The organism is Microvirga aerilata (genome assembly GCF_016743775.1).
GTDB classification, from domain to species: Bacteria; Pseudomonadota; Alphaproteobacteria; order Rhizobiales; family Beijerinckiaceae; genus Microvirga; species Microvirga aerilata.
Genome location: NZ_JAEQMY010000032.1, coordinates 18246 through 37800 on the forward strand (window position 1 = coordinate 18246; position 19555 = coordinate 37800).

Consider the following 19555-nt stretch of genomic DNA (forward strand, 5'->3'; position numbering starts at 1 on the left):
GCGGGGCGCTGCGGTGGACGTGTTCGATTACATTATTGTTGGCGGCGGAACCGCAGGGTGTATTCTCGCTGCACGCTTGAGTGCCTCCTCGAGCCGAACCGTTCTCCTGCTTGAGGCCGGCGGGCAAGGAAAACACATCTGGATTGCGATACCGGCTGGCTTCAGCAAACTTCTCAGCGGCGACAAGTTCAACTGGCGCTTCCAGACAGAGCCGGAGCCCAATGTCTATGACCGCATTATCGCAGTGCCACGCGGTAAGGGGCTAGGGGGATCAAGCCTCATCAATGGTATGATCTATGTGCGCGGGCAGGCACTGGATTACGATACCTGGGCTCAGATGGGAGCAACTGGGTGGAGCTTTCAGGACGTGCTTCCCTATTTCCGAAGGCTGGAGAATTTTAAGGGTGGCGGAGACGTGCGCGGCCGCGGCGGTCCGATGAGCATCGAGCGTGTCGCAGCGCGCCATGAAATGGCGGACGCCTTTATCCGCGCGGCGGTCGAGGCAGGGTTTGCGGCCAATCCCGACTACAACGGCCATGATCAAGAAGGCTTCGGCTACTACCAAGTCACCCAGAAAGGAGGGCGGCGCTGGAGCGTTGCCGACGCTTATCTTCGCCCTGCTCTCTCCCGCCCGAACCTAAAGGTGCTGACGGATGCGCATGTAACACGCATCGATTTTGAGGGACGGCGCGCAACCGGCGTCACCTATTACCTTGGCGACCAGAAGCGGCAGGCGAAGGCGCGGGCGGAGGTGATCCTCACCGCAGGCGCAGTGCAGACGCCGCACCTCCTCGAACTTTCAGGCGTTGGCGATCCGCAGGTTCTTGGCGAAGCGGGCATTCCGGTGTTTCATGATCTGCTGGGCGTGGGCAGGAATTACAGCGACCACTTCGCAACGCGGATGAACTGGCGCGTGAAGCTGCCGATCACCCTGAACGAGCGTACCCGCGGCTGGCGCCTCGGGCTTGCCGTCGCGCAGTATCTCCTTCGTCGCCAGGGCATTCTAACCCTCGGGACCGGTCTGGCGCATGGCTTCGTCAAGACGCGGCCAGAACTCAGCACGCCGGATGTGCAGTATTTCTTCATGCACGCCAGCTACGGCGACGCTGCCACCCGCGCGCTCGACCGGGAGCCCGGCATGACGATAGGCGTCACACAGTTGCGACCAGAATCGCGGGGTACGATTCACATCAAGTCGCCCGACCCGAGGAAACCGCCGGCCATTCGCCCGAACTTTTTGTCCGTGCCGACCGATCAAGAGGCCCTTGTGGGCGGCATGCGCATTGCTCGCTGCATTGTCGAGCAGCCGGCGATGGATCGCTACCGGGCCTTCGAGATGAACCCGGGAGCGAACGTCCAGACCGACGAGGAGTGGCTCGATTTCGCTAGGCGCAACGGTCAGACTATCTACCATCCGGTCGGCACCTGCAGCATGGGCCACGGACCCGAGGCCGTGGTGGATCCAAGCCTAAAGCTTCGGGGACTGGAAGGCTTGCGCGTTGCTGATGCCTCTGTGATGCCCACTATTGTGTCCGCCAACACGCAGGCCGCCGTGATGATGATTGCTGAAAAAGCTGCCGACCTGATTACGGCAGAGCGCCGGTAATGCGGCGTTCGGGTCGGACGACCTCACGGTGGATTTCAGCTTAAGCGTTTTAAGCGAAAGCGCACTAATATTGTTGCGCATAGATATTCGAACAAAGTCGTATCCCATCAAGGTGCTTTTCCGCCTAATCTCGTCGAAGGGCCGGTCGAAGAGCCCGACGGGAGAAGGACGCCTCGATGCCTAACCGGACTCTCGATCTGCAGCTATCCCTGCTGCGCGGCGAGTCGCCGTGCCCGATAAACCTCTCGCGCCTTGGACGTCCTGGCTCCATGCGCATGAAGACCCAGAGGAAAGCCGCCATTTCCGACCGCCTGGCTGTGCGGCTCCTGATGCTCATCGCGTCCCGCCGCCTGCAGCCTGGATCGCGTTTGCCCCCGGAGCGGCATATCGCCGAAGCCCTCTCGGTCAGCCGCGTCTGCGTGCGTGCTGCCCTCGACCGATTGAAGACCGAGGGCTACCTGAAATCGGTTCAGGGCTCAGGCACCCGTGTGGCAGACCGCGACAAGACTCAGTGCCTCGACCGCCTCACGGCGGCGCATACGGCCAACCTGCGGGATCTTGAGGAGATCTGCGGCGAGCTTGACCGATGGGCTCTCACCCGCGCCGTAGTGCAAAGCACACCGGAGCAGATCGATCAGGTCATCCAGCTTCTGACTTCAGTGCCCTCACCTGCCAAGCTTGCAGATCGGGAAGTTGAACTGCGCCTCGCCATTGCGGACGCATCTGGAAGCGAGACGTTCCGCCTGCTCATCGGCCATCTCGTACGCGGGCTTGAGGGCTATTTTTGGCGCGACGCTTCGAGGGCATACACCGCATCCGCCACGCGGCAGATGCACGCCGCATCGGCCCGCCTCGCCCGCGCCCTGCAGGAGCGCGACCTGCCCGCGGTCGCGACTGCTATGGAGGCCCGCGCAGCATTGCTCCGGGAACGCCCAGGCGTCAGAGCCTCGTGCAATGTGCCGGTAGATCTCGAAGCTGACCTTCTGAAAGAGCTTCTCGTGAGCCATCCGGATCACCTGCGCAACCGTCTGGCCCGGGAGATTGCCGCCATGATGGCGCGCCAGCGCCTTAAGCCCGGAGAGAGGCTGATGAGCGAGCGCCAGCTGGCGGACGTATTCGGAGTCAGCCGCATGACCGTTCGGGAAGCTCTCTCCCAGCTGAAGAAGCAGGGCTTCGTATCGACGCACGCGCGCAGCGGCACCCATGCCGAAGAAGTCGTTGATGCGAGCGAAACCTTGAGCCTGCAGGAGCTGAGCCTGCAGAGCTACCGCAACTTCAGTGACCTGTGCTCCCTCCGGCATTTTCTGGAAACCTGGTCCGCCACCCGGGCAGCCGTGACTGCAAACGAGGCGGATCTTGCGGACATGCGCCGCATTCTGTCGGAGATGCGCCGCCCTATCGCGGCGGCACGGCGCAAGATCGACCTGGACCTTCAGCTTCACCTCACGATCACCCGGGCGACCGGCAGCGCGGTCAACCTCTATATCACAGAAGTGCTGCGCGATGCGATTTCGGCCTATTTCGATTTTACCCTCACCGAGCTTTTCGTGGATCCGGGCAGCAACGAACTCCTGCTGGGCCAGCATGAGGACATCGTGCGCGCCATCTTGGCCCGTGACCCCGAGGGTGCGCGCCGGGCGATGACCACGCACCTCGAAATGTTCCGCAGCCGCTTTGAGCAGGCTTGTGGCCCCGCCTCGCCCTGGGACAGCGCCTTGCACTGACAGAGGCGGCGCATCCTTCATTGGCAAACGCCGCCTCTTTCACATTATTTTCCGGTAAAGACCGGTTTGCGTTTTTCGCGGAAGGCGTTGACCGCCTCCTGATGGTCGTCCGTGCGGTTCGACAGTGCCTCGTAGGCGACGCTTGCGTCCATCACGCCGTGAACAATGCGCTTCAGCTCAATGTTAGTGGCAATCTTCGACCAGCGGATGGCTTTGGTAGCCCCGTGGAGGAGCTTCTGGACGTAGGCGTTCACCGCCGCATCAAGCTCCTGGGCCGGAACCGCATGGTTGATCAGGCCCATTTCGGCCGCCTTGCTGGCTGGGATCAGCTCGCCACTCATCAAATATTCCTTCGCCCGCGCGTAGCCGATGAGTTGCGGCCAGATGGCCGGCCCACCGTCCCCTGCTACGAACCCGATGGAGACATGTGGATCTCCGATCTTCGCCTCATCGGAGGCGAAGATTACGTCGCAGAATAGCGCAAGCGTCGCGCCCAGGCCTGTGGCGTGGCCGTTGACCTTCGCGATTAGGGGCTTCTCCAAGTCGAGTATGGAGAAGACGATCCGCTTGGCTTCGCGGGCCGTTTGCTCGAAGGTTTCCGGCTGGTCAATCATCTCTTGCATCCAGCCGATATCGCCGCCTGACGAGAAGGCCCGCCCCGCGCCCGTGAAAACGACCACGTCGCTGTCGCGGTCGCTTGCCACGTCGTAGAAGACCTCGGCCAGTTCCTCGTGCATCACCTTGTCGGAGGCGTTGAGGAAGTCGGGCCGGTTCATGGTGATGGTGAGAAGCCGCCCCTGGCGCTCCACCTTCAGGGTTTCATATCGTTCTTCGATGGGGATGCGCTTCATGATTGTGACGTCTCATGCTGGAGGGGTTGAGGGAATGAACAAGTCGCCGAGTCGGGCGATATGCGCCTCCGTGGAGCCGAACAGAGCGGCGACGGTCTGAAGGCGCTTGTAAACGTGGCCAATGCGGTAGTCTTCGGTCAGGCCAATGCCGCCGCTCACCTGAATGCAGCGCGACGCCGCCGTCAGCCCCTCGCGTCCCAGGAAAACCTTCAGGGCGGAGGCAGCTTGCGCGCGCTCGTCAGGCGAGGCGTCCAAGGCCACCGCGCCCCATAACAGCAGGGAGCGCATCTGCTCGATCTCGCAGAAGCTCTCCGCCATCTTATGCTGCACCGCCTGGAAGGATGAAAGCGGCGCACCAAACTGGGTTCTCTGCTTAAGGTAATCGACCGTGAGCCCAAGCCCACCCTCCAAGGCCCCGAAGGCCTCTGCGCAGCCTCCGATCACGGCGCGATCGTTTAAGTCTTCGAGCAGCCTGAAGGCCGTCTCTCCACGGGCGAGTGCCGCATCGTCCGGAATGGCCAGATCCTCAAAATGAAGGGTGGATGCGCTGCGCCCGTCAATGAGCCTAAAGTCCGTGCGGCGCACCGCATCGTTCGCCGGCAGCAGGAGCAGGCTGGCCCCGTCGACAGACCGGGAGCCTACGGCGACCAGCCAGTGGGTCGCCTCAGCGGCACCCAAGGCAACGCCGCTCCTCCCTTCCAACCGCATGGTGCTGCGGGAGAGGTGCACGCTGCCGTCCGGCACATAGGCGAAGCGGATTTCGCCTGCGGCCAGCTTTTCCGCGAGAGGTATCGCCACGGCTTCGTTCATGGCCGAGAGAGCCTTTGGGGCGAGCAGCACGTTGGCGAGGAGCGGAGCATCATGAAGGACGCGGCCAGCCTCTTCCAGGATGGAAAGAAGCTGGTTGCCGTCGCCTTCGAGGCCACCCAGTCGCTCCGGCAGGCCCAAGGCGAACCAACCCAGCTCCGCTGCAAAGCGCCAGTGGTCGGCGCGGTCCGCCCGGCGCGAGCGGCCCTCGTCCCAGGCATAGGTATCCTCAAGGAAACGGCGAGAGGTGTCACGAAGTAACGTGTCCTCCGCTCGGGTTTGTTCTGAGCGCCGCATGTTCCCTCCCCTTACATTCCAAGCACGCTACGCGCGATGATCGTTTTCTGGATTTCGTTGCTGCCCGCGTAGATGGTCACGACGCGGCGGAACAGGTGACGCTTGGTCCAGCCCTGCGCTTCCTGAGCCAGCAGGCTGTCGCCCTCGTGCTCGACCTTGACTCCCTCCTCCCCCAGCACCTCCATGGCGAGCTCGGTGATGCGCTGCTGCAGCTCGGAGCCGATGATCTTGACTATCGAGGCCTCCGGACCAGGCTCGCGGCCTTCGGTCTGATCGGCCAGAATGCGCAAAACGGTGACCTCAAGGGACACGAGATTCGCCTCGACAAGAGTGAAGCGCCGGCACATAGCCGGCTCGTCGATGAGGCGTCTTCCTCCGGAGCCGGGCAGTGCCGCGGCTAGATCCTTGAGCCTGGTGAACTCACGGCGGGAGCGGTGCACCTGCGCGTTGTTGGTGCGCTCGTGGCTCAGGAGAAATTTCGCATAGGTCCAACCCTTGTCTACCCCGCCGATCAGCCCGTCGTCAGGCACAAAGACGCTGTCCATGAAGGTCGTGTTGACGCTGTGGCCGCTGTCGATGGTGATCACGGGCTGAAGCGAAATGCCCTTGGCCTTCATATCGACGATGAAGAGCGAGAGACCGGTCTGGGGCTTCACGTTAGGGTTCGTGCGAGCGAGGCAGATCATGAGATCCGCGAAATGCCCTTCCGAGGTCCATGCCTTCGACCCATCAATGATCCAGCCCCCCTCTACCTTGCGAGCGGTGGTGCGCACAGCCGCTAGATCCGAGCCTGCATCGGGCTCGCTGTAGCCTTGACACCAGAACGCCTCGCCGGAGCGGATGCCCGGCAGATAGCGCGCCCGCTGCTCGGAAGAGCCGAAGGTGTAGATGGTAGGCCCCACCAAATAGAGGCCGAACACGCTCAGCGGCGGAGCGTCCGCGCTCGCGCATTCCGCCTCGAAGATGAACCGCTGGATCGGCGTCCATCCAGGACCGCCATACTCGGTAGGCCAATGGTGAACGGCCCACCCGCGCTTATCCAGGATGGTGTTCCAGCGCGCCATGTCCTCCCGTGCGAGATGGATGCCGTCGCGGGTCTTCTGCGCCAGATCGGTGGGCAGGTTCTCTCGGATGAATGCGCGCACCTCGTCCCGAAAGGCTATCTCATCTGCGGTGAAGAAAGCGTCCATGGCAAGTTCCTTATGGCACGAGCACGAGCGAGCCGGACGTCACGCCGGCTTCAAGCTGGCGGTGCGCCTCGCCGGCATCCTGGAGGGGAAGACGTAGGCCCACGGTGGCTTTCACCTTCCCGGAGGTGATCATGGCGAACATCTCATCCGCACCAGCCTGCAAATCCGGCAGGGTGCGCAGATGGGCGAAGACCCCAGGTACGGCTACGGAGAGCGAGCGTTGAGGGCCGAGCCTAGCGAGATCGACTTTTGCCAAGCCGTCGCCGATCTGTCCGAGGTTGACCGCCAATCCGAACGCCTTGAGGCAGTCGAGGGAACGTTCAAGAATGCTGCCCCCGAGCCCCTCGTAGACGACCTCGACACCCGCACCGTCGGTCAGGAGCTTTATCTCGGCCACGAAGTCCTGCTCGCGGTACAGAATTACATCTGAGCAGCCGGCCCTCAGGGCCAGTTCTCCTTTGGCCTCGGAGCCGACGGTGCCAATGACCCTCGCGCCGAGCGCCCTCACCCATTGCGTGATGAGCAACCCAAGCCCGCCAGCCGCCGCGTGCACCAAAACAGTATCGCCTGCCGCCACCGGGCGCACGCGGGTGAGCAACATGTGCGTGGTCATGCCTTGTAGCATCAGCGCCGCGGCTTCTTCGAAGCCAACAGCGTCTGGGATCTTCACAAGGCTCTTCTCAGCCATAAGGCGTGCGCTCACATAAGAGCCGATGGGCGGACCCGCATAGGCGACCCGGTCGCCTGGCTTCAGACGGGTCACGCCCTCGCCCACCACCTCCACGACCCCCGCAGCCTCGACCCCAATAGCGCCCGGCAGATGGGGAATCGGAAAAACGCCTTTGCGGTGATAGACGTCGATGAAGTTGATCCCCACGGCATGCTGGGTCAGCAGCACCTGCCCTGGTCCCGGGGCGGGCAGCTCCACCTCTTCAACGGCTAAAGCGTCAGGGCCGCCATAGGCGCGGATTCTGACCTCACGGGCGATCGGCATGGCATCAGTCCTCATCGCGGCGAGTGGCCGCGTGAATGAAGGAAACGCGAAGACCGCAGCCGCGACAACACGCATATTGGTCCGCTGTGAAGACCAAAGCTCGCTTTGACGACGACCCTCCGCCCCGGCGAAATCACGTTAGTTTCGTATGGCGCTTGTGGAGCTGCTTTTAGCCATGTCCGATCCCACTGTTCTGTCTCTCACCGTACCTGACCTTCTGCGCAGGCGCGCCGGCGAAGCGCCCCATCGCATCGCCTTGTCCGCGCACTCCATCAACGGCTGGCGCGACCGGCTCACTTATGCCCAGCTGGTTAATCGGATGGAGTCGACAGCGCGAGGCTTGGCCCGCATGGGCTTCGGCAAGGGAGACCGGATCGGCGTGCTCCTCGGCAATGAGGCGGGCCGCGAATGCATCCTCACTGCGCTCTCCGCCCTTCGCTTGGGCGCGGCGGTCGTGCCGTTTAACACGCGTTATGCGGACGAGGAACTCGGCCACGCTCTGGAGCTTGTGGAGCCTGCGGCGGTGGTAACCACCACCGATGGAGCGCACCGCATCGCGCGCCTCTACCCCCCAGCAAGAGCCCTGGTGGTGGGTCCAGCCGCCGACGATCAGGAGCGCTGGCCCGAACCTTTGGATGAGCCCTTTGCCGCTCACCCGTCGGATCCAGGCGACCAAACACTGTTAGCCTGTCTCCTCTTCACTTCGGGCACAACCGCCCGGTCTAAGGCAGTGATGCACGACCACCGCTCCATGATCGGCGCAGGGCTTTCCTGCGGGACAGCACTCGGCCTCACCGAGCGTGATCTCTATCAAGCGGGATGGCCATTCTTTACAAGCTCCGCCCTCAACCTCGGCTGCATGTCCAGTTGGGTTCAAGGGGGCGGCTTCGTGTTCGAGGAGCCCCTCGATAATGCCGGGCGTTTGCGCCTGATTGCTGCTGAGCAGACCACCTTCTACCACGGTGTGCCGTCGGTGGTGCATTTCATGATCGAGGAATATGCTCGTGGCCGCTTCGACACCACCAGCCTGCGGCGCGTCGGCTATGGCGGCTCGGCCATGCCATCGGAGGTGATCCGCCGCATCTCGGAACGTTGGCCATGGGTAGAGCAGGTTCAGATCTACGGCATGACCGAAAGTGGTCCCTCGGGCTCCCGCCTTCAACCAGCCGACATGTGGCGCAAGCACGGTTCCATCGGAGCGGCTATGCCCTACTGCACCATCGAGATTGTTGACGACGAGGGTAAACTGGTTCCCGCCGGCGACACCGGCGAGATCGTGATCAAGGGCCCTGGCGTGGCCAGAGGCTACTTTCGCAACCCACAGGCCACCGAAGAGGCGTTTCGCGACGGGGGGATCTGCACCGGAGATGTGGGCCATCTCGACAATGAAGAATTCCTGTTCTTCACGGATCGCAAAAAGGACGTGATCAACCGGGGCGGCCTGAAGATCGCATCAGTCGCAGTGGAGCATGTGCTCTATCGCTTTCCGGGCGTGCGCGAGGCCGCCGTCGTGTCCGTCCCCCATCCGGACCTGGGAGAGGATGTGGCGGCCTGCGTGGTGCCAGAAGAAGGCGTCGCGTTGGACACGAACGAGATCGCTCGCTTTTGCGCCGACAAGCTTGCTGATTACGAGCGTCCCCGCCAGTGGCTCATTCTTAAGGAACTGCCCAAGAACCCTATGGGCAAGGTGCTGAAGACCGAACTTCGCCGTTTACTGGAGGATGCCCGCTCGGAAAGCAGGAGGAACAACCTTACTTCCACTGGGACCTAGATCCCTGCGGGTCAGCGGCATGGAAGACGAACGTTAATTTATGACGCCTCTTCTTTCTTCCGCGCCGCCTGCTCTCGGGCGGTAGCGACGGACGTTCCTGCAACAGCGAAGTTTCCGAGCGCGTGATCCTGCACCATGATCCGCACCTGTTCGGGAGGGCAACCGAGCGTGCGGCACAAGGCCTGCGTCACCTCCGCATACATAGCGTCCTTCTGAGCCTGATTACGCCCCTCCAGCAGAACGATGCTGACGATCGGCATGGCTTTTCCTCCTTGAGATTGGTTCGAAAAAACGACTTCGCTTTGCGAAAAACCTGCAGTGTAAGGGAGCTCATCATGAGTCTCAGAAGACCTGAGCGGTGGGGTCGCAAGCGATTGTATCACTTCGATACGGCGGATTATGGTACAATTCTAGGTATTGTCATAAAACAATATGGGGGTTAGCGTCTACGAAAATAAAACAATCTACCGCGGAAGAATTAAGATCGCACGAGCGGCAGGGGCTCAGATGCGGGCGAGTATCCGCATCAAGGAGAGGAAACATGGGACGGCTGCCGAGACGCCCGAAGAGCGCTAAACTCACACCCGAACGGCTTGCGCGGTTGAACACTACAAACTTCGTGATCCGCAAAGACATGCCGCGCGCAAATCCCCCGAACACGCCTGATCTGCTCACGTGCTCGGTGGAAATGGTCTCATCTGCAGACCAGCGACGAGATTGATCAAGTTACCCATCGTGAGATCGTTCTTGGAGCGCAGGCATATCGACGCCAAAAAACGAATCCGCGCCCCAAAGACGAAAAACAGACAATTCGTAATCCGGGAGGATCATATGTCTAATCATCGATTACAGCGTACCACTGCCAACAAATCCAACCTGCTGACAGGAGCGCTGACGTTTGGAGCGCTTACGTTTTATGCAAGCTTCGCTTTTGCCCAAGCCGCTCCGACAGTCACCATCGGTTGCGTGCTTCCGCTCTCCGGCGGCTCCGCTAGCGTGGGTAGCCAGACAAAGGTCGGTGCCGAGATCGCCGTGGATCAGATCAACCGCGAGGGAGGGATCAAATCCATGGGTGGCGCCAAGCTGAACGTCGTCTTCGGCGACAGCCAATCCAAGGCCGATATCGGCGTGACCGAGACCGAACGCCTCGTCACCCGCGAGAACGTCGCCGCCCTGTGCGGCGCGTTCAACAGTGCCGTTACCTTCCCGGCGACCGAAGTGGCCGAGCGCTACAAGACCCCTTGGGTGGTAGTCGGCGCCGTGAAGGACGAAATCACGGAGCGCAACTTCAAATACGTTTTCCGCATCAACAACAAGGCAAACTACGACGCCCGCGAGCAGGTGGACGCCATCGACCTGCTCTCAAAGGAGACGGGCAAGAAGCCCAAGACCCTCGGCGTTATCTATGAGGGTACCGACTGGGGACGCTCGCATGCGGCGAATATCAAGAAGTTCGCAAGTGAGCGCGGCTATTCGGTGGTGCTTGACGAAGCGGCCCCACCCAACCAAGTGGACTTTTCCAATCAGCTATTGAAGGTTCGTTCGACGAAACCTGAGGCCCTGATCGTGGCCTTCTACACCCCCGACCACCTTATTCTGTCGCGCCAGCTCATGGAGCAGCGCCTGGATGTGCCTTTCGGTATTCACTCCGTGGGCGGCGGTACCGAAGACCCAGCCTTCTATAAGGCTGTCCCGCCGCGCGCTGTGGGCTACTACTTCGTGCAGGAAGACTTCCAGATCGACATCACGGAAGTCACCAAGGATCCGATGATCCTCGAAGCTGACAAGCGCAGCAAAGAAGTGCTCGGCTATCCCATGAGCGCCTACACCGCACAGGGACTATCTGGTGTCTATGTGATAAAGGACGCTCTCGAGCGTGCCGGCTCCGCCGACCGCACGAAGCTCCGCGATGCGCTCGCCGCCACGGACATCAAATCCGGCCCAGCCCTGGCCACCGGCTATCAGCAGATCAAGTTCGACGAGCAGGGTCAGAACACCCATGCTCACGGGGCGATCTCTCAGAACATCGAAGGCAAGCGCCGCACCGTGTGGCCGGCGGAAAACCGTGCGCCGGGCGTGAAGCCGTCGTGGCCCGTGCCGACTTGGTCCGAGCGTCCTAACTCCTGATCAAACCAAGGAGGGCGGCGAACCTGCCGCCCTCGCATCCGCGAGCCGTCCTTTTCCAAGGAGCAACGGCGCCGGATTCCAATCCGACTGATTAGAGCGTAGCGGAAGTCCATGGACCCATTTATTTTATCCTTTGCCGTCGTGAACGGCCTCCTGCAAGGTGGCATCTACGGCGGCATTGCCTTAGGGCTCAGCCTCATCTTCGGCGTGTTGCGCGTCGTGAACTTCGCCCACGGGTCGTTCCTGATGCTGTCCCTGTACCTGTCCTTCTGGTGCTGGAACCTGCTCGGCATCGATCCATATCTCAGCGCCATTGTCACAGTCCCGGCCATGTTCGCGCTCGGCTACTTCGTCCAGAGCGTGATCATCTCGCCACTGATCCGCCGCGAGCGGGCGCTCGTGGTTGAGCCCCTGAGCGCGCTGCTTCTCACCTGCGGCGTCTTCCTGGTGCTGGACAACGTCGCCCTGATGGCGTTTGGGCCTGACGTCCGCTCGGTCCAGCTGTCCTATTACCTGCCCTCGCTGATGCTCGGGCCGATCCCGGTGAACATTCCACGCCTGATCGCGGCCTTGGCGGCCATTCTGGTCGCAGTCGGCGTGTCGTTCTGGCTGCGCCACTCCCATGCCGGTCGCGCCATTCGCGCCACAGCGCAGAACCGCGATGCGGCGGCCATGTCCGGCATCGACGTGCCGAAGGTCTACGCCGTAACCTTCGGCCTTGGCTGTGCGATTCTCGGTCTCTTTGGCGCGCTCATCTCGCCCTTCATCCCGGCCACCCCGACCATCGGCCTCGCCTTTGGCATCAAGTCGTTCATTGTGGTGGTCCTCGGCGGCATGGGAAGCATCCCAGGTTCGATCATCGGCGGCCTCGTCATCGGCGTCTTTGAAGCGGTGGCATCGCAATTTGTCACCGCCACCTCCGCCGCCATCTTCTCCCTTGGCCTCTTCATCTTGGTTCTGCTGGTTCGACCGGCCGGCATCATGGGTAAAGCATGACAGTTTCCACCATCCCTCTCGACAGAACCGCTCCGGTCGGCTTCTCCAAAGGGCCAGCCCTGGCGTTGATTGTGCTGCTCCTGGCGGCGGGCCTTCCGCTTGTCACGCAGGACAGCTTCTTCATTCACTCGGCCATCATGGTGCTGTTCTTCGCCTACATGGCGACGGCCTGGAACTTCCTGTGCGGCTATGTGGGACAGCTCTCCCTCGGCCACGCCATGTTCAGTGGCATGGGCGGCTACGTGTCCGTGCTGCTGTTCACCACCTTTGGGCTCTCGCCCTGGCTCGGCATGATTGTGGGCGGGCTCGCAGCGGCCGCTCTCTCGGTGGTGATCGGCTACCCGACTTTCCGCCTCAAGGGCCCGTACTTCACCCTCACCACTATCGCTTTCGCAGAGATCGTGCGCATCTGGGTGGAGAACACCGACACGTTCCTGGGCTTCCACATCAAAGGGGCCGAAGGCCTGGTGGTGCCGATGGTCGGCGAAAGCTTCGCGGCCTTCCAGTTTGGCGGCAAAATTCCCTACTACTACATCATCCTCGGAATGCTGGCGCTCGCTATTCTTGCGACCCTGATCATGGAGCGCTCGAAGCTGGGCTACTGCCTCAAAGCGATCCGCGGGGACCGCGACGCAGCGGAGGCGCTCGGGATCTCCCCCACCCGCTACACGCTGACGGCCTTCGCCATCAGCGCGTTCATGACGGCGTTGGGCGGCAGCTTCTACGCGCAGTTCTTCCGCTACATCAATCCCGAGCGAAACATGGGCACCGAGCTCTCCATCGACATGGCCCTGATGAGCATCATCGGCGGTCAGGGCACGGCCTTCGGACCACTGATCGGCGCGCTGATCCTCACGCCGTTAGCAGAAGTCACGCGTGGCTATCTCGGTGGCACCTTCTTGGGCCTGCACCTCGTCATCTACGGCATCGTGTTGATGCTCGCGGTGCTCTACTTCCCGAAGGGCGTTCTGGAGCCCCTGAAGAACTTGGCGGTGGGCCTCTTCCGCAGGAGGAATCCGGCATGAGCGGGTCGCTTCTCGAAGTCAACGGCATTTCCAAGCGCTTTGGCGGATTGCAGGCAGTCAAGAAGCTTTCGTTCAACGTAAACGAGGGCGAGATCCTCGGCTTGCTCGGTCCGAATGGCGCAGGCAAGACCACCGCCTTCAACATGATTGCTGGATTCCATAAGCCTGACGAGGGCACGATCAAGCTCGGTGGCCACAACATCGCGGGTTCCAAGCCCTGGGAAGTGTGCCGCGCCGGCATCGGCCGCACCTTTCAGCTCTCCAAGCCCTTTGGTGACCTCACCGTGGTGGAGAACCTCATGGTAGGCGGCTTTTCCCGCAGCTCTGATCGGAAGCGCATCCGCGCGGCCGCCGAGGAGATTGCGGCGTTCCTCGGCCTCGAGCGGAAAGGTGATACGGAAGCCCACAACCTGACAGCCTTTGACCGCCGCAAGCTTGAACTGGGACGCGCCCTGTCCACGCAGCCGCGCCTGCTCCTCATGGACGAGGTCGTAGCAGGTGCTACCCCCAACGAAGCCAGCGAGATGGTCGAGTTGGTGAAGAAGGTAAGGGCGCGCGGCGTCAGCGTGCTCATCGTCGAGCACGTCATGAAGGTGATCATGGCGCTCAGTGACCGGGTGATCGTGCTCGACTATGGCTCCCTCATCGCAGACGGCAAGCCGAAAGACGTCGTCACCTCCCCCGAAGTCCTCAAGGCATACTTTGGAGAGCGCTATGTACAAGCCCGCACTTAAGATTGCCGGGCTCACCTCGGGCTATGGTGACATCCGTGTCCTGCGCGGCGTTGACCTTGAGCTCAAGCCGGGCACCATCGTGGCCCTCATCGGCGCGAACGGCGCAGGCAAGACCACTCTGCTGCGTACTATCTCCGGCCTCGTGAAGGCGGACTCCGGCTTCTCGGAACTCTATGGAGAGTCCATCCACGGCCTTGCGCCTCACAGGGTGGTTCAGGCCGGCTTCGTTCAATCGCCCGAAGGCAAGCAGCTGTTCGCCGACATGACCATCCTGGAAAACCTGATGGTCGGCGCGCACAGCAAGCGAGCCTACGAGCGGCGCAATGAAACGCTAGAAGAGGTCTATGAGCTCTTTCCCATCCTGGCCGAGCGCCGCTACCAGAGGGCTTCCACCCTGTCGGGCGGACAGCAGCAGATGGTGGCCGTCGGCCGAGCGCTGATGGCCCTACCCAAGGTGCTTGCCCTCGACGAGCCGTCGCTGGGTCTTGCGCCCATCATGGTGGACCGACTCTTCGAGTCGATTGCGAAGATCCGCGAGCGCAATCTCTCCATCCTCATCATCGAGCAGAACGTGTTCCAGGTGCTCGAAATGGCGGATTACGGCTACGTGCTGGAAAATGGCCAGATCAGCCTCTCCGGCACGGGAGCCGAACTGCTCGGCAACTCGCATCTGCGCGCCACCTATCTCGGCCTTTGATCAGGAAAACCGTCATGTCCCCTACAAACGACTCATCCCGGAAGACCGCTGTCGTGACAGGCGGCGGAACAGGCCTGGGCCTTGCCTGCGTCAAGCGCCTCATGCGCGAGGGTTATCAGGTGCATGTGCTCGGCAAGGATACCGAGGAGGATCTTCGCGACCCCTCCATCACCTTCACGGATTTCGACGTGACGAACGAGGCCGCGGCTCTCGACTTCGCTGCATCCATCGGGGAGGTCGACACGCTGGTGAATGCCGCCGGCATCATCCTGCACGATCGCCGGGAGTTCTCCACCGAGGGATTCCGCCGGGTTGTCGACGTCAACCTCCATGGCACACAGATCATGGCCTCCGCCCTGCACGCGAACCTGAAGGCCAGGAAGGGATCGGTACTCAATTTCGCCTCCATGTGGTCCGTCTTCGGCTCGGGCCGCAATCCGGCCTACTCGGCCAGCAAGGGCGCCGTGCTCCAGCTGACCCGCTCGCTCGCTGTCGCTTGGGCGGAGGACGGCATTCGCGTGAATGCGGTCGCGCCCGGATGGATCAAGACGCGCATGTCCGTGAACGCCATGACCGATCCGGTGCGCAGCGAGGCCATCATGCGCCGCGTTCCCCTAGGCTACTGGGGCGACCCGGAGGACGTGGCCGCAGCCGCTTGGTTCCTCATCTCGCCCGAGGCCCGCTACATCACTGGCGTCATGCTACCCATCGACGGCGGCTATTCCATCGCCTGATTGCGCTGACCTGACATATCATTGGGAGAAAACCGTGACGCCGGCTTTAACGAACGACACGCTGTCTTTCGCTTTTCTGAAGGAGAAGGCGCATCAGCTGCGCCGCAACATGCTGGTTCAGGCCGTCGGGAAGGGACAGGGCTATCTTGGCCAGGGGCTCGGGCTCGCAGAGTTCTTCTCTGTCCTCTACTTCCATGAGCTAAAGTACGATCCGCAAGATCCTCACGCAAAGAACCGTGACCGCTTCTACATGTCCACGGGCCATTACTCGATCGCGCTCTGGGCGGTGCTGGCGGAGATCGGATATATCCCCAAGGATATGCTGCCGACCTACGGAGCGGATGAGAGCCCACTTGAGATGAGCACCATCGAAGGCCGCGTTCCCGGCGTCGAGATGACGGGCGGCTCCCTCGGCCATGGCCTTGGCATCGCGGTCGGGGCAGCTTTGGGCCTGCGGCTCAAGGGCAGCCAGTCGCGAGTTTTCGTGGAAACCTCCGACGGCGAACTGCAGGAAGGCTCGACCTGGGAGGCCGCCACCGCCGCCGCCGCCTTCAAGTGCGACAACCTCGTGGCCTTCCTCGACTGCAACGGCATCCAGGCGGACGGCATGCTCGTGGTCCCCATCGAGCCCGTGGCCGACAAGTGGCGCGCCTTCGGCTGGGACGTGTTCGAGATCGACGGAAATTCTCTCGAGCAGCTCGTCGGCGCGATGCAATGGGCCCGCGCCACCCGGGGAAAGCCCAAGATGGTTGTGATGCGCACCAAGCCCGGCAAGGGCATCGCGCGGCTTGAGGCCCGCGAGCAGGCGCACTTCATTCGCGTTGATGCGGATGAATGGGACCTCATCTCTCGTGAATTGGAGCAGGAAAATGCCTAAGGGCCAAACGCTGGGAATGGGTGAACTCGAAACCGTCGAGAACCGCCCTTTCGAAACCGCTCCGTTCGCCAAGGGCGCCATCGCGGCGAATGAAAAGCGCGACGACATCGTGGTGCTGACGGCGGACCTGGGCAAATATACGGATGTCTACCCGTTCCGGGACCGCTTCCCCGACCGGTTCTACAATGTGGGCATGGCCGAGCAGGCGCTGGTAACGGTGGCGGCCGGTCTCTCCCGCACCGGCTGGACCGCCTATTGCACTACCTATGGGGCGTTCGCGACGCGCCGCGCCCATGACTTCCTGGCCATCGCCTGCGCGCATGGCGGGGCGAACGTCAAGATGTTCGCCGGAAATCCCGGCCTGACCACGGGTTATGGCGGTACGCACCAGGCTATCGAGGATCTTGCACTCATGCGCGCGGTGCCTGACATGACCGTGATCGACCCGTGCGACGCGACCGAGATGCGCCAGATCGCCGAACAGGCAGGCGAGATCGACGGCACGGTCTATTGCCGGCTCCTGCGCGGCAACGTACCGGTGGTGTTCGATCCGGCCACCTACAAGTTCGAACTCGGCAAGGCCAAGCGCTTCGGCGACGGAGCCGATATCGGCTTCATCTCCACCGGTTTCATGACGGAACGCTGCCTGGACGCCGCCCGCGACCTCGCCCGCATGGGAGTGAAAGCCTCGGTGCTGCATTGCGCCACGATCAAGCCATTCGACCGGGATGGGGTGGCGGAGTTCGCCGCATCGGTCGACAAGGTGGTGACCGCCGAAAACCACGTGCTCATCGGTGGCCTCACCTCGGTGGTGCTGGATGCGCTCCAGGAGGCCTCCATCCTGAAGCCGATGCTCAAGATCGGCATTCCGGACCGCTTCATCGAGTGCGGCTCCATCCCCTATCTGCAGAACAAGTACGGCCTCACGGCTGAGCGGGTTCGGGACTCAGTGGCCGATTGGCTGGGCGTGCGGGCAGAGGCAGCGGAGTGATGACCATGCGCGACCTGAAGGTTTTCGGCTCACCCGGTCTGTATGTGCAAGGCCCCGGAGCCATCCAGGAACTTGGCCAGCTGATCGCAGGCATCGGCGAGCGAGCGCTGCTGGTCTCGGACGAGATGGTCTGCAACCTGCTCGTCCCGAAAGTCGAGCCGGTTCTGGCTGCTGCGGGCGTCGAGTTCGCCTGGGTGGGCTTCACCGGAGATGTGACGCCCGCGAACGTGGAGCGGATGACGGACGAGAAGCGCGACTTCGCGCCCGACGTGGTCATCGCCGCGGGTGGCGGCAAGGGCATGGATGCGGGCAAGGCCGTATGCCGAGCGTTCGGCGCACGGCTGGTCAGCCTGCCGACGGCGGCCTCCAACGATGGTCCCACGAGCCGCAACTTCGTGTTCTACGACGATAACCACAAGCTGCTCTCCGTGGAGAAGCTCGCCCGCAACCCAGACCTGGTGCTGGTGGATACCTCCATCATCATCAATGCGCCCCCTGCCCTGCTCGTGTCTGGGATCGGCGACGCTTTGGTCAAGCGCTTCGAGGCGGCGCAGTGCGTGGCGGCGAACGGGCCTAACATGTTCGGCGGACGAGCCACCCTCACGTCCCCGTTCCTGGCCGAGATGTGCGACCGCGTCCTGCGCGAGAACTCCGTCGCGGCGCTCGCGGCCGTGCGCACACGCACGCCGGATGAATCCTTCGAGAAGATCATCGAGGCCTGCTTCCTCCTGTCCGGCCTCGGCTTCGAGGGCTCCGGCCTTTCCATCGCCCACGCCATGACCCGCGGGCTCAGCGCCGTACCGCAGACCGCCGCCGCGCTCCACGGCTATCAGGTGGCCTACGCGCTGCTCGTGCAGTTTGTGCTCGAGCGCAGGGGCGACGACTTCATGCGGGAGCAGTTCGCCTTCTACCGGCAGGTCGGGCTTCCCATCAGCCTCGGCGATCTCGGCCTCACATCCGCGAGCCCGCAGGACCTGGAGACCATCGCCACTCTCACGCACCGCGCGCCACACACGAGCAACTTCGAGCGCGAACTGATCCCGGACGATCTCGTCGAGGCCATGAAGCGCCTTGAAGCGATCAGCGCCGACTACCCGGCCCGCGCCGCATAACGAAAGCCGTTTCAAAGGTTGATTTCATGAATGTCGTGGATCTCGCATTGCAGAGGGAGTCGGATGAGCAGGCTCGCCTGCCCTATCGCCACCCGCAGCCGAAGGAGTCTCCGCCCGAGCTGGTGATCTCGAGCGTTATTCCGGAGGACGAGCGCCTGTGGGTGCCGCAGCAGACCAATGTCTGGATGCGGCCCCTGCTGCTCTGCGCCAGTCGCGGCTACTGGATGAACCTGCTGCGGGTGAGAAAGTCCGGCGTGCTCTCGCGCCACCGTCACCCGCAGCCGGTTCACGCCTATGTGCTGAAAGGAAGCTGGCGTTACCTGGAGCACGACTGGGTCGCCCAGGAAGGCGGCTATGTCTATGAAGCTCCGGGCGAGACGCATACGCTGGTTGTCGACGAGCATGTGGAAGAGATGATCACGCTCTTCCAGGTGAACGGTGCCATGATCTACGTTGACCCGGACGGCAACACCCTCGGCCATGAGGATGTCTTCACCAAGATCGACCTGTGCCGCCGGCACTATGCCTCGGTGGGCTTGGGAGAAGAGTTCGTCGACCAGTTCATCCGGTAGCGCCGATGAAAGCCACCCTGTCTGCAGAGCCCCGGCTGATCGAGGCCGGGTTCTTTCACTCCTGGCAGGATGCGGTGGTCCGCCATGCGGACCTCGACCCCAACCATCATGTGACGAACAGCGTCATCTGCTCCTGGTTCGACGACGGACGCTATGCCCTCCTTGTCCGCGTCCTGAGACCTCTTCTGGACCCGGCCGAAGTGCTCGCGCTGGCGAATGTCGCCATCGACTTCCATGCGGAAATCCGCTTTGGCGAGGTTCCAAGGATCGGCACCGCGATCCTGAGGCTCGGGAGCAGTTCCATAGCCATGGGCCAGGGCATCTTCGTGGGGGACCGCTGCGCCGCCACGGCCACGTCCGTGACGGTCGTGGCCGGTGGGCCGGAGCGGCGCGCCCGCGCCCTGACGGAAAACGAGCGCGCGGCGCTGACCCCTTATTTCGGCCGCTGAC

19 protein-coding genes are annotated in these 19555 nt (G+C 62.5%); 14 read left to right on the top strand and 5 right to left on the bottom strand.

Annotated elements, in window-relative coordinates; all coding sequences use genetic code 11:
* The first annotated feature begins 13 nt into the window (after positions 1-13).
* Together JKG68_RS18775 and JKG68_RS18780 are read left to right on the top strand one after the other, a co-directional pair.
* Positions 14-1606 (top strand): GMC family oxidoreductase, encoded by a 1593-nt coding sequence (locus tag JKG68_RS18775; RefSeq protein ID WP_202062604.1) that lies wholly within the window; start codon positions 14-16, stop codon positions 1604-1606.
* Positions 1607-1782: 176 nt separating this feature from the next.
* Positions 1783-3330, top strand: coding sequence for a FadR/GntR family transcriptional regulator (locus JKG68_RS18780; RefSeq protein ID WP_202062606.1), 1548 nt, complete (start codon positions 1783-1785; stop codon positions 3328-3330).
* A 44-nt stretch (positions 3331-3374) separates the two neighbouring features.
* Here the strand turns inward: JKG68_RS18780 and JKG68_RS18785 are convergent, their stop codons facing one another.
* From JKG68_RS18785 to JKG68_RS18800, 4 genes are read right to left on the bottom strand one after another with little or no spacing between them, the layout of a single operon-like run.
* Positions 3375-4181 carry an enoyl-CoA hydratase/isomerase family protein gene (locus JKG68_RS18785; protein WP_202062608.1) on the bottom strand — a complete coding sequence of 269 codons (807 nt, stop codon included), beginning with the start codon at positions 4179-4181 and terminating at the stop codon, positions 3375-3377.
* Between the two features lie 12 nt (positions 4182-4193).
* Complete coding sequence (locus JKG68_RS18790; RefSeq protein WP_202062610.1) at positions 4194-5285, bottom strand: acyl-CoA dehydrogenase family protein; 1092 nt, start codon at positions 5283-5285, stop codon at positions 4194-4196.
* Between the two features lie 11 nt (positions 5286-5296).
* Positions 5297-6475: an acyl-CoA dehydrogenase family protein gene (locus JKG68_RS18795; RefSeq protein ID WP_202062612.1), complete on the bottom strand. Its 1179-nt coding sequence runs from the start codon at positions 6473-6475 to the stop codon at positions 5297-5299.
* Positions 6476-6485: 10 nt separating this feature from the next.
* A complete protein-coding gene (locus tag JKG68_RS18800) occupies positions 6486-7469 on the bottom strand; it encodes a quinone oxidoreductase family protein (RefSeq protein WP_202062615.1) in 984 nt (327 codons plus the stop codon).
* A gap of 175 nt (positions 7470-7644) precedes the next feature.
* On the opposite strand from JKG68_RS18800, the gene JKG68_RS18805 reads away from it, so the two are divergent.
* Positions 7645-9240 (top strand): class I adenylate-forming enzyme family protein, encoded by a 1596-nt coding sequence (locus JKG68_RS18805; RefSeq protein WP_202062617.1) that lies wholly within the window; start codon positions 7645-7647, stop codon positions 9238-9240.
* A 38-nt stretch (positions 9241-9278) separates the two neighbouring features.
* Here JKG68_RS18805 and JKG68_RS18810 read toward each other — a convergent pair whose 3' ends face one another.
* Positions 9279-9623 carry a tautomerase family protein gene (locus JKG68_RS18810; protein WP_312890872.1) on the bottom strand — a complete coding sequence of 115 codons (345 nt, stop codon included), beginning with the start codon at positions 9621-9623 and terminating at the stop codon, positions 9279-9281.
* 364 nt (positions 9624-9987) lie between these two features.
* Here JKG68_RS18810 and JKG68_RS18815 point away from each other — a divergent pair, with 364 nt between their 5' ends.
* The 11 genes from JKG68_RS18815 (at position 9988) to JKG68_RS18865 (ending at position 19554) form a co-directional block, all read left to right on the top strand.
* A complete protein-coding gene (locus tag JKG68_RS18815) occupies positions 9988-11367 on the top strand; it encodes an ABC transporter substrate-binding protein (RefSeq protein ID WP_246515588.1) in 1380 nt (459 codons plus the stop codon).
* 111 nt (positions 11368-11478) lie between these two features.
* Positions 11479-12363, top strand: a complete 885-nt coding sequence (locus JKG68_RS18820) for a branched-chain amino acid ABC transporter permease (RefSeq protein WP_190844493.1) — start codon at positions 11479-11481, stop codon at positions 12361-12363.
* The gene (locus JKG68_RS18825) at positions 12360-13388 is read left to right on the top strand and encodes a branched-chain amino acid ABC transporter permease (protein WP_190844492.1); all 1029 of its coding nucleotides are present in this window, start codon (positions 12360-12362) and stop codon (positions 13386-13388) included. The genes JKG68_RS18820 and JKG68_RS18825 overlap by 4 nt, the downstream gene beginning before the upstream one ends.
* Positions 13385-14122 (top strand): ABC transporter ATP-binding protein, encoded by a 738-nt coding sequence (locus tag JKG68_RS18830; protein ID WP_190844491.1) that lies wholly within the window; start codon positions 13385-13387, stop codon positions 14120-14122. Before JKG68_RS18825 ends, JKG68_RS18830 begins: the two co-directional genes overlap by 4 nt.
* Positions 14103-14819, top strand: a complete 717-nt coding sequence (locus tag JKG68_RS18835; RefSeq protein WP_190844490.1) for an ABC transporter ATP-binding protein — start codon at positions 14103-14105, stop codon at positions 14817-14819. Before JKG68_RS18830 ends, JKG68_RS18835 begins: the two co-directional genes overlap by 20 nt.
* Before the next feature lie 14 nt (positions 14820-14833).
* Entirely contained in the window at positions 14834-15553 is a 720-nt protein-coding gene (locus JKG68_RS18840) for an SDR family NAD(P)-dependent oxidoreductase (protein WP_202062621.1), read from the top strand.
* Positions 15554-15587: 34 nt separating this feature from the next.
* Positions 15588-16430 (top strand): transketolase, encoded by an 843-nt coding sequence (locus JKG68_RS18845; RefSeq protein ID WP_312890874.1) that lies wholly within the window; start codon positions 15588-15590, stop codon positions 16428-16430.
* Positions 16423-17421 (top strand): transketolase family protein, encoded by a 999-nt coding sequence (locus JKG68_RS18850; protein WP_190844488.1) that lies wholly within the window; start codon positions 16423-16425, stop codon positions 17419-17421. Before JKG68_RS18845 ends, JKG68_RS18850 begins: the two co-directional genes overlap by 8 nt.
* 5 nt (positions 17422-17426) lie before the next feature.
* Positions 17427-18533 (top strand): glycerol dehydrogenase, encoded by a 1107-nt coding sequence (locus JKG68_RS18855; RefSeq protein WP_202062623.1) that lies wholly within the window; start codon positions 17427-17429, stop codon positions 18531-18533.
* Between the two features lie 26 nt (positions 18534-18559).
* On the top strand, positions 18560-19105 hold the full coding sequence (locus JKG68_RS18860) for a 2,4'-dihydroxyacetophenone dioxygenase family protein (protein WP_202062625.1): 546 nt from the start codon (positions 18560-18562) through the stop codon (positions 19103-19105).
* 5 nt (positions 19106-19110) lie between these two features.
* Positions 19111-19554 (top strand): acyl-CoA thioesterase, encoded by a 444-nt coding sequence (locus JKG68_RS18865; RefSeq protein ID WP_202062627.1) that lies wholly within the window; start codon positions 19111-19113, stop codon positions 19552-19554.
* Position 19555 lies beyond the last annotated feature (1 nt).

Coding starts and splice junctions, on each gene's coding strand:
- JKG68_RS18805 (WP_202062617.1), top strand. CDS start 7,645: ATGTCCGATCCCACTGTTCTGTCTCTCACCGTACCTGACCTTCTGCGC.
- JKG68_RS18830 (WP_190844491.1), top strand. CDS start 13,385: ATGAGCGGGTCGCTTCTCGAAGTCAACGGCATTTCCAAGCGCTTTGGC.
- JKG68_RS18860 (WP_202062625.1), top strand. CDS start 18,560: ATGAATGTCGTGGATCTCGCATTGCAGAGGGAGTCGGATGAGCAGGCT.
- JKG68_RS18840 (WP_202062621.1), top strand. CDS start 14,834: ATGTCCCCTACAAACGACTCATCCCGGAAGACCGCTGTCGTGACAGGC.
- JKG68_RS18855 (WP_202062623.1), top strand. CDS start 17,427: ATGCGCGACCTGAAGGTTTTCGGCTCACCCGGTCTGTATGTGCAAGGC.
- JKG68_RS18795 (WP_202062612.1), bottom strand. CDS start 6,475: ATGGACGCTTTCTTCACCGCAGATGAGATAGCCTTTCGGGACGAGGTG.
- JKG68_RS18800 (WP_202062615.1), bottom strand. CDS start 7,469: ATGCCGATCGCCCGTGAGGTCAGAATCCGCGCCTATGGCGGCCCTGAC.
- JKG68_RS18835 (WP_190844490.1), top strand. CDS start 14,103: ATGTACAAGCCCGCACTTAAGATTGCCGGGCTCACCTCGGGCTATGGT.
- JKG68_RS18850 (WP_190844488.1), top strand. CDS start 16,423: ATGCCTAAGGGCCAAACGCTGGGAATGGGTGAACTCGAAACCGTCGAG.
- JKG68_RS18790 (WP_202062610.1), bottom strand. CDS start 5,285: ATGCGGCGCTCAGAACAAACCCGAGCGGAGGACACGTTACTTCGTGAC.
- JKG68_RS18785 (WP_202062608.1), bottom strand. CDS start 4,181: ATGAAGCGCATCCCCATCGAAGAACGATATGAAACCCTGAAGGTGGAG.
- JKG68_RS18865 (WP_202062627.1), top strand. CDS start 19,111: ATGAAAGCCACCCTGTCTGCAGAGCCCCGGCTGATCGAGGCCGGGTTC.
- JKG68_RS18825 (WP_190844492.1), top strand. CDS start 12,360: ATGACAGTTTCCACCATCCCTCTCGACAGAACCGCTCCGGTCGGCTTC.
- JKG68_RS18780 (WP_202062606.1), top strand. CDS start 1,783: ATGCCTAACCGGACTCTCGATCTGCAGCTATCCCTGCTGCGCGGCGAG.
- JKG68_RS18820 (WP_190844493.1), top strand. CDS start 11,479: ATGGACCCATTTATTTTATCCTTTGCCGTCGTGAACGGCCTCCTGCAA.